Annotated in this window: 8 protein-coding genes; all 8 read left to right on the plus strand. The window is 54.3% G+C overall.

Features of this window, described 5'->3' with window-relative positions:
• On the plus strand, positions 1-440 hold a 440-nt coding region (locus QZ310_RS13265), incomplete at its 5' end, for a phosphoenolpyruvate carboxykinase (ATP) (protein WP_297073678.1).
• A gap of 399 nt (positions 441-839) precedes the next feature.
• The gene (locus tag QZ310_RS13270; RefSeq protein WP_297073681.1) at positions 840-1,775 is read left to right on the plus strand and encodes a malate dehydrogenase; all 936 of its coding nucleotides are present in this window, start codon (positions 840-842) and stop codon (positions 1,773-1,775) included.
• Between the two features lie 160 nt (positions 1,776-1,935).
• Complete coding sequence (locus tag QZ310_RS13275; RefSeq protein ID WP_297073682.1) at positions 1,936-2,367, plus strand: thioredoxin domain-containing protein; 432 nt, start codon at positions 1,936-1,938, stop codon at positions 2,365-2,367.
• A 39-nt stretch (positions 2,368-2,406) separates the two neighbouring features.
• Complete coding sequence (polA, locus tag QZ310_RS13280) at positions 2,407-5,196, plus strand: DNA polymerase I (RefSeq protein ID WP_297073685.1); 2,790 nt, start codon at positions 2,407-2,409, stop codon at positions 5,194-5,196.
• A gap of 67 nt (positions 5,197-5,263) precedes the next feature.
• Complete coding sequence (locus QZ310_RS13285; protein ID WP_297073686.1) at positions 5,264-5,584, plus strand: iron-sulfur cluster assembly protein; 321 nt, start codon at positions 5,264-5,266, stop codon at positions 5,582-5,584.
• Between the two features lie 17 nt (positions 5,585-5,601).
• On the plus strand, positions 5,602-6,354 hold the full coding sequence (locus QZ310_RS13290; RefSeq protein WP_297073688.1) for a UDP-2,3-diacylglucosamine diphosphatase: 753 nt from the start codon (positions 5,602-5,604) through the stop codon (positions 6,352-6,354).
• 387 nt (positions 6,355-6,741) lie between these two features.
• On the plus strand, positions 6,742-7,179 hold the full coding sequence (locus tag QZ310_RS13295; RefSeq protein WP_297073690.1) for a Fur family transcriptional regulator: 438 nt from the start codon (positions 6,742-6,744) through the stop codon (positions 7,177-7,179).
• A gap of 67 nt (positions 7,180-7,246) precedes the next feature.
• A complete protein-coding gene (locus QZ310_RS13300; RefSeq protein WP_297073692.1) occupies positions 7,247-7,798 on the plus strand; it encodes an NADH peroxidase in 552 nt (183 codons plus the stop codon).
• Positions 7,799-8,076: the final 278 nt, after the last annotated feature.

The following is an 8,076-nucleotide window of genomic DNA, read 5'->3' on the forward strand; positions in this document are numbered from 1 at the left end:
TCACTGAGCCTACTCCCACATTCTCAGCTTGCTTCGGCGCAGCGTTCCTTTCGCTCCACCCCACCAAGTATGCTGAAGAGCTCGTTAAGCGCATGGAACAGAGCGGTGCCAAGGCTTATCTCGTGAACACCGGCTGGAACGGTTCAGGCAAGCGTATCTCTATCCGCGACACCCGTGGTATCATCGACGCTATCCTCGACGGCGCTATCCTCAAGGCTCCCACCAAGCAGCTCCCCATCTTCGACTTCACCATCCCCACCGAACTCCCCGGCGTAGATCCCAAGATCCTCGATCCCCGCGACACTTACGCTGACGCTAAGGAATGGTATGTCAAGGCCGACAAGCTCGCCGACATGTTCATCAACAACTTCAAGAAGTTCGAAGGACATGAAGCAGGCAAGGCTCTCGTAGCTGCCGGTCCTCACCCCGAAAAGGCATAAGGTAATGACTGCCTGAAGGCAATCAACACCATATAGACCCGACCAAGCAGGGCGCACACCTCACAGGGCTGTGCGCCCTGCTTCTATTTCCAACAATTCCAACCGATTCCGTCCGAGTCAGCCCCCATCATTTCAACGTATTTTCACGGCTCACACTATTAATGAAATTTTTCGCTAAATTATCATTGACGGATGAAAACTTTTCAGTAAATTTGCAATGCCCGTAGGGACGCATTTCAATGCGTCCGCAACAGCCCCGGAAAATCCCGTTTCCACCCGAAAAAACGGAAAAACCATTCCCCCACCGGAAAATCTCACGGAAATCCCCCCTCCGGAGCAGCGAAGAAACAGCAAACTATCAATCAATTCTATAAAAATCAAATTAAAAAGAAATTAACTATGTCAAAGGTTACAGTTGTAGGCGCCGGCAACGTGGGCGCTACTTGTGCTGATGTGATTGTGAAGTATGGTATCGCCGACGAGGTAGTCCTCCTTGACATCAAGGAAGGTGTATCAGAAGGCAAGGCCATGGACATCATGCAGACTGCCAATATCCTCAACATCAACACCCGCCTCACCGGTGTCACCAACGACTACGAGATGACCGCAGGCAGCGACGTCGTTGTCATCACTTCCGGTATCCCCCGCAAGCCCGGCATGACCCGCGAAGAGCTCATCGGCGTTAACGCCGGCATCGTGAAGTCTGTGACCGACCAGCTCCTCAAGCACTCACCCAATGCAATCATCATCTGCATCTCCAACCCGATGGACACCATGACCTACCTCATCCACAAAGTGAGCGGTCTTCCCAAAAACCGTATCATCGGCATGGGTGGAGCTCTTGACAGCGCCCGCTTCAAATATTTCCTCTCGATCGGCCTCAACGCCAACCCCACTGAGGTTGAAGGCATCGTAATCGGCGGTCACGGCGACACCACCATGATTCCCCTCGTCCGTTACGCTGCTTACCGCGGTGTTCCCGCCACCAACTACCTCTCTGACGACCAGCTCGCCAAGATCGCTGCCGACACAATGGTTGGCGGTGCAACCCTCACCAAACTCCTCGGCACTTCAGCATGGTACGCTCCCGGTGCAGCAGGAGCTCAGATGGTCAAGGCTGTCCTCCACAACGAGAAGAAGCTCATCAGCTGCTCTGCCCTCCTCGACGGAGAATATGGCGAGAAGGATCTCTGCATCGGTGTTCCCTGTATCATCGGCAAGGACGGTATCGAGAAGATTGTTGAATTCGACCTCAACGACGCCGAGAAGGAACTCTTCCACAAGAGCGCCGAAGCTGTCCACAAGACAAACGCTGCTCTCGCTTCTGCCCTCTAATCAACGGGCCTGAGCGATTTTGACAACGCACAAACCCTTCAACCCACATTTCTCCTGCTCCGGGACAAAACCCGGAGCCTCGGGAAATGTGGGCTTTTAAAATTTTAGACCACTTATCTTACAGACACATCAAAACACTTCAAAAACACCCATACTGATTATGAAACTCAAAAATCTCTGCCTCTCAATCGTCATCGGAACCATTTTCGCAGCCTGCGGAAGCGGCAATACCGCCACCGCCGAGGACCGCAAGGACAACACCGTTGAAATCACCGCCGGTCCGGTTGTCGAATACAAACGCAACGCAACCATCGCCCCCGACGAGAAACTTCCGATCATCATCGACTTCAACGCGACATGGTGTGGCCCCTGCCGCCGCTTCGCTCCAATCTTCGAGGCTGTCGCTAAAGAATATAAGGACAAGGCTATCTTCATGTCGGTCGACGTTGACAATTCGCCCAATGCCGCACGTCAATTTGAAGTCTCCGCCATCCCCCAGGTCAGCATACTCATGCCTGACGGGACCATCACATCGACTGTCGGCTACATGGAAAAAGCCCAGTTCCTCCAATTCCTGAAAGATATTGAATAATATACATACAACTCTCCCGCCTCTCTCCATTGCCCATATATGAAACGATTATTCCTTCTTGATGCCTACGCGCTCATCTACCGCGCCTACTACGCACTCATACGTTCGCCCCGATTCACGGGCGCGGGCTTCAACACATCGGCCATTTTCGGATTCTGCAACACCCTCGACGACCTTCTGCGCAAGGAGAATCCCTCGCACATCGCCGTCTGTTTCGACCCTCCCGGCGGAAGCACTTTCCGCCACGAGGAATACCCCGACTACAAGGCCCAGCGCGACAAGCAACCGGAGGACATAACCGCTTCCATCCCCTACATCAAACGCATCCTCGAAGCATACCGCATCCCCGTCATCGAGGTACCCGGATTCGAGGCCGACGATGTCATCGGCACCCTCTCGGTACTTGCAAGCAAGGAGGGATTCGACACCTACATGATGACCCCCGACAAGGACTACGGCCAGCTCGTCAGCGACCACGTCTTCATGTATCGCCCTGCCCTCAAAGGAGAGGGATTCGAAATCCGCGACACCGCCCGCGTCTGCGAGAAATATGGCATCACGGACCCCAAGCAGGTAATCGACCTGCTCGCACTCGAAGGCGATGCATCGGACAACATTCCCGGCTGTCCCGGTGTGGGCGAGAAGACCGCCCGCACACTCATCGAGACATGGGGCTCAGTTGAGAACCTCCTTGACAACACCGACAAACTCAAGGGTGCATTGCAGAAAAAGGTGATTGAGAACGCCGACAAGATACGCATGTCGAAATATCTCGCCACCATCCGCACCGATGTCCCCGTCGACATTGACGTCAACGACCTCTCGCGCAAGGAAATCGACATCGACAAACTCACCGAGGTCTACACCGAACTCGAATTCCGCACCCTACTCAGCCGTCTGCGTGCATCGCGCAAGGCCACCGAAGCCGTAAAAGCGGCCGAGGAAGCCCCCGCGCCGGTTGCCGCATCTGCCGCACCCGACTCATCGGGCATGGGGTCGCTCTTCGACATGGCCGAGCCTACCGACTCCCCCACCGAACTCAGCCCCGCCTGCGAGGAGCGCCACTACACCGTCGTGACCTCCCCCGCGGAAGCCGCTGCGGAAATCAGCCGTCTCTCAAAGGCCCCGGCTATCGGCATGGCTCTCTATGCAATCGGCGAAGAAGCCATGACTGCCCGTCTCGAAGGCATCGCCCTCACTGCCGACGAATGCAGCGCCATCTTTATCCCACTCTCCGACAAGGCTACCCGTGCGGAACTCCTCGCTATGATCGAGCCGCTCTTCACAGGAACTGCCACACTCGTCAGCCACGACATCAAGCGCGACTATCTCCTGCTCAAAAATGCCGGGATAGAGCTTACCGCACCCTATTTCGACACCACCGTGGCCCACTATCTCATCGACCCGGAGATGAAACACGAGCTGCGCTATGTGGTGGCGAAATACCTGCATCTCGAACTGCAGGGCGTGGCCCCCGATGCCAAAGCCGGACATCCGAAGGCTGCGCTCTCCCGCGAAGCGGCCGTTGACCGCTACTGCGAGGAGGCCGATCTTGCGCTCCGGCTCCGCGCTCCGCTCTTCAAGGAGATTTCAGAGCGCGAAATGGCGGCTCTGCTTGACGAAGTGGAACTTCCGCTCATCAAGGTTCTCGCCGAGATGGAATTCACCGGCGTACGCATCGACTCGACCGTCCTCACCGACCTCTCGGCCCGCCTCAAAGAACGCGTGAGAGCTATGGAGGAGGAAGCCTACACTATGGCCGGTGGACCTTTCAACATCGGTTCCCCCGCTCAGGTGGGCATGGTGCTTTTCGACCGTCTGCAGATTGACCCCAAGGCCAAGAAAACCGCGCGCGGATCCTACTCCACCACAGAGCAGATTCTTGAAAAATATGCGCCTAAGGTGCCTCTTGTGAGCCTCATCCTGAAAATCCGCCGTCTTAAAAAGCTCATCGCAACATATCTCGACGCTCTTCCCGGTCTGGTCAATCCCTCCACGGGCAAAATCCATACGTCATACAATCAGACCGTCACAGCGACAGGCCGCATCTCCTCCACCAATCCCAACCTCCAGAACATTCCCATCCGCACCGACGACGGCCGTGAAATCCGCCGCGCCTTCATCGCCGACCCCGGCGACCTCATCATGAGCGCCGACTATTCGCAAATCGAACTGCGCCTGATAGCCGACCTATCCGCCGATAAGGACATGATTGAAGGCTTCCTCTCCGGCGATGACATCCACCGCCTGACAGCAGCGAAAATCTACGGAGTTCCGCTGGAGGAGGTGACCGACGACCAGCGCCGCCACGCCAAGACCGCCAACTTCGGTATCATCTACGGCATCTCGGCCTTCGGCCTCTCCGAACGCCTCGGAATCAGCCGCGGGGAAGCGAAGCAACTCATCGAAGGCTACTTCTCGACCTACCCCCACATCCGCGACTATCTTGAAAAAGCCGTCACCACTGCCCGCGACCAAGGCTATGTCACAACCAAGATGGGACGACGCCGCTATCTGCCCGACATCAACTCGCGCAACGCAGTCGTGCGCGGTTATGCCGAGCGCAATGCCGTCAACGCGCCCATCCAAGGATCGGCTGCCGACATAATAAAAGTGGCCATGATACGTATATATAATGAGATGGAGAGCCGGGGCCTGCGCTCACGCATGATCATGCAGGTCCACGACGAACTCATCTTCAATGTCAAGCCTTCGGAGCTTGACGAACTCCGCACCCTCGTGGTCAAGCAGATGGAAGGAGCCTTCCACGGAGCCGTGCCCCTCACTGTCTCGGCCGGAGTTGCCCCCAACTGGCTTGAAGCCCACTAATCTGCCTGACCCTCACCGGGAGGCAGACAAATCAACATCCCCACCGACATTTCACCCCTAAAAAAGAATGACACCTGAAGAAAGAACCCGCATAGAAGAGCGCGTTGTCACGATGCTCAAAACTGTCTACGATCCCGAAATCCCCGTGGACATCTATAACCTCGGCCTCATCTACTCAATCGACCTCGACGATGACGGCAACCTCAAAATCGACATGACCCTGACAGCCCCCAACTGTCCGGCCGCCGATTTCCTTGTTGACGATGCCCGCATCAAGCTCGAAAGCATCGAGGGTGTGAAGAGCGTCGACATCCGCATCGTCTTCGAACCTGAATGGAACAAGGACATGATGACCGAAGAGGCCAAACTCGACCTCGGATTCCTGTAGACAACCGACATCCGCGAATGGCCGAGCGAACGACAACATATTTCATCAGCGACATCCACCTCGGAGCGTCATATATTAAGAACCCGCGCGCGCATGAGAAGCGAGTGGTCGACTTCCTGCACCATATCGCGCCCGACTGCAAACGCCTCTTCCTCCTCGGCGACATCCTTGACTACTGGTGGGAATACCGCACCGTTGTCCCCCGCGGTTTCACACGCTTCTTCGGCGCCCTCGCCGAACTGGCCGACTCCGGTGTGGAGATTACCTGGTTCAAAGGCAACCACGACATCTGGATTTCCGACTACCTTCCAAATGAGATAGGCTTTACTCTCCACGACGGCACGATGGTCACGGAACTCGACGGACGGCGCTTCCTCATGGAACACGGCGACGGTGTGGGCCGTCTTCCCTGGTCGTTCCGCAAACTCCGCGCGCTTTTCAGAAACCGCACCGCCCAGAGGCTCTACGCGGCCATCCATCCGAGGTGGACAATCGGCTTCGCCCATTCGTGGTCGTCACACTCCCGCAAGAAAGGTGGCTATACCCCGACCGAGCGTGCAGGCGACAATCTCATTGATTTTGCCCGTGCCTATAACGCCGATTCCGCTAACGAAAAAATTGATTACTTCATCTTCGGGCATTGCCACACACTCCTTCAAAAGTCCCTCCCGGAAGGTGGAGAAATCATCATCCTTGGCGATTGGATCAACCGTTTTTCATACGCGAAATGGGACGGGAAAACAATCAAAACTTGTATTTTTGAATCATAAAATATTCAATAATTGATTTTATTAACGTATTTTAACCCTTTGGACTTATAAATTTTGACCATCGTTTTTACTTGTAATTCAATCGGTTAAATTACAAATGCGCAAAATATGCAAAGAATCGGGTATAAAATTATGTTGGATAACATACAGAAAAATTTGTCCACCCCCGATTCTTGGCCTACCTTTGCATCACGAACCTAAAACAATCTTTTTTACCTTAGAAATTGTACCTATTGGAAACTCATAAAAGGGAGCCGCGTGAAGCTGCTCCCTTTTAATTTTAACAAATTTTTATTTCAAAACACTTGGAGAATTGAAATCAAAGATGTAACTTTGCAATGAAAACAAAATTGTAATCATTACAAATCTAAAAAGAATCCAGTCCTTATGCAAGCGTATAGTTACACAACTCAGGAAATCCTGAACATCCTTTCGGAGGGAGGCGTCAAGCCCTCGGCCCAACGGATGGTGATACTGCGCTTCCTGATGGAAAACAGGATTCACCCGACCGTCGACGAGATATTCAAAGCACTACAGCCTACACACCCCACGCTCTCACGCACGACGGTCTACAACACACTCCGACTCCTGTCGGCCGCAGGCATCATCCGATGCATTGAAATCGGCGGTGGCGACGGATCACGCTGGGATTACTCGCAGCACGACCATGCTCACTTCCTCTGCACATCGTGTGGCCACGTCACCGATGTCGACTACGAATTCGGCCCGACAGCCTTCACACTCCCGCCGGCCGGCTACACAGTCCACACAGCCGATGTCATTTTCAAAGGCATCTGTCCCCACTGCACTGCCGCCGCAAGTTAAACCTTATCCACGATATATTTAATAAATCAAATTTCGTATAAAAACAACATCTAAACAATCATCAATCATGAAGAAGAAATTCATCTGCACCGTTTGCGGTTACGTTCACGAAGGTGACGAAGCTCCCGAAATCTGCCCCCTCTGCAAGGCTCCCCGCTCTAAGTTCAAAGAAATGGACGAAAGCGCCGCTCTCGAATTCGTAACCGAACACGTTATCGGAATCGCAAAGGACACCGACGATGAAATGAAAGCCGACCTCCGCGCTCACTTCGAAGGCGAATGCGCTGAAGTAGGTATGTATCTCGCAATGTCGCGTCAGGCTGACCGCGAAGGCTATCCTGAAATCGCAGAAGCTTTCAAGCGCTACGCTATCGAAGAAGCTGAACACGCTTCCAAGTTCGCCGAACTCCTCGGTGAGTGCGTATGGTCAACCAAAGAGAACCTCGAAAAGCGCATGGCCGCTGAGGCAGGTGCCAACGCCGACAAGATGCGCATCGCACGTCGCGCCAAGGAACTCAACCTCGACGCTATCCACGACACCGTTCACGAAATGGCTAAGGACGAAGCCCGTCACGGCCAGGGATTCCAGGGCCTCTACAACCGTTACTTCAAGAAGTAATTAATCGCCCTCATCAAAACCGCCAGGACAAACACCCAGGCGGACAACAGGCTCAATCGACAAGCAGCCTGAATCCCTAAAAATACCCAACTCACAATTCCTGTATCCCCACCGGATACAGGAATTGTTTGTTTATCCCCACACCCCACCCCGCGTCAAACTAAAAATCCGCAGAAAAAGCAACCCACCCCCAACCCGCATGGCAATCAGCAAGCTGCGAAGCAGCGCTACGGTGGTAGCCCCGCATCGAGCGGCGACGCAATGGAGCCCGCAGGGCG

The sequence above is a fragment of the uncultured Duncaniella sp. genome (assembly GCF_910577345.1).
In the GTDB taxonomy this organism is placed as follows: domain Bacteria; phylum Bacteroidota; class Bacteroidia; order Bacteroidales; family Muribaculaceae; genus Duncaniella.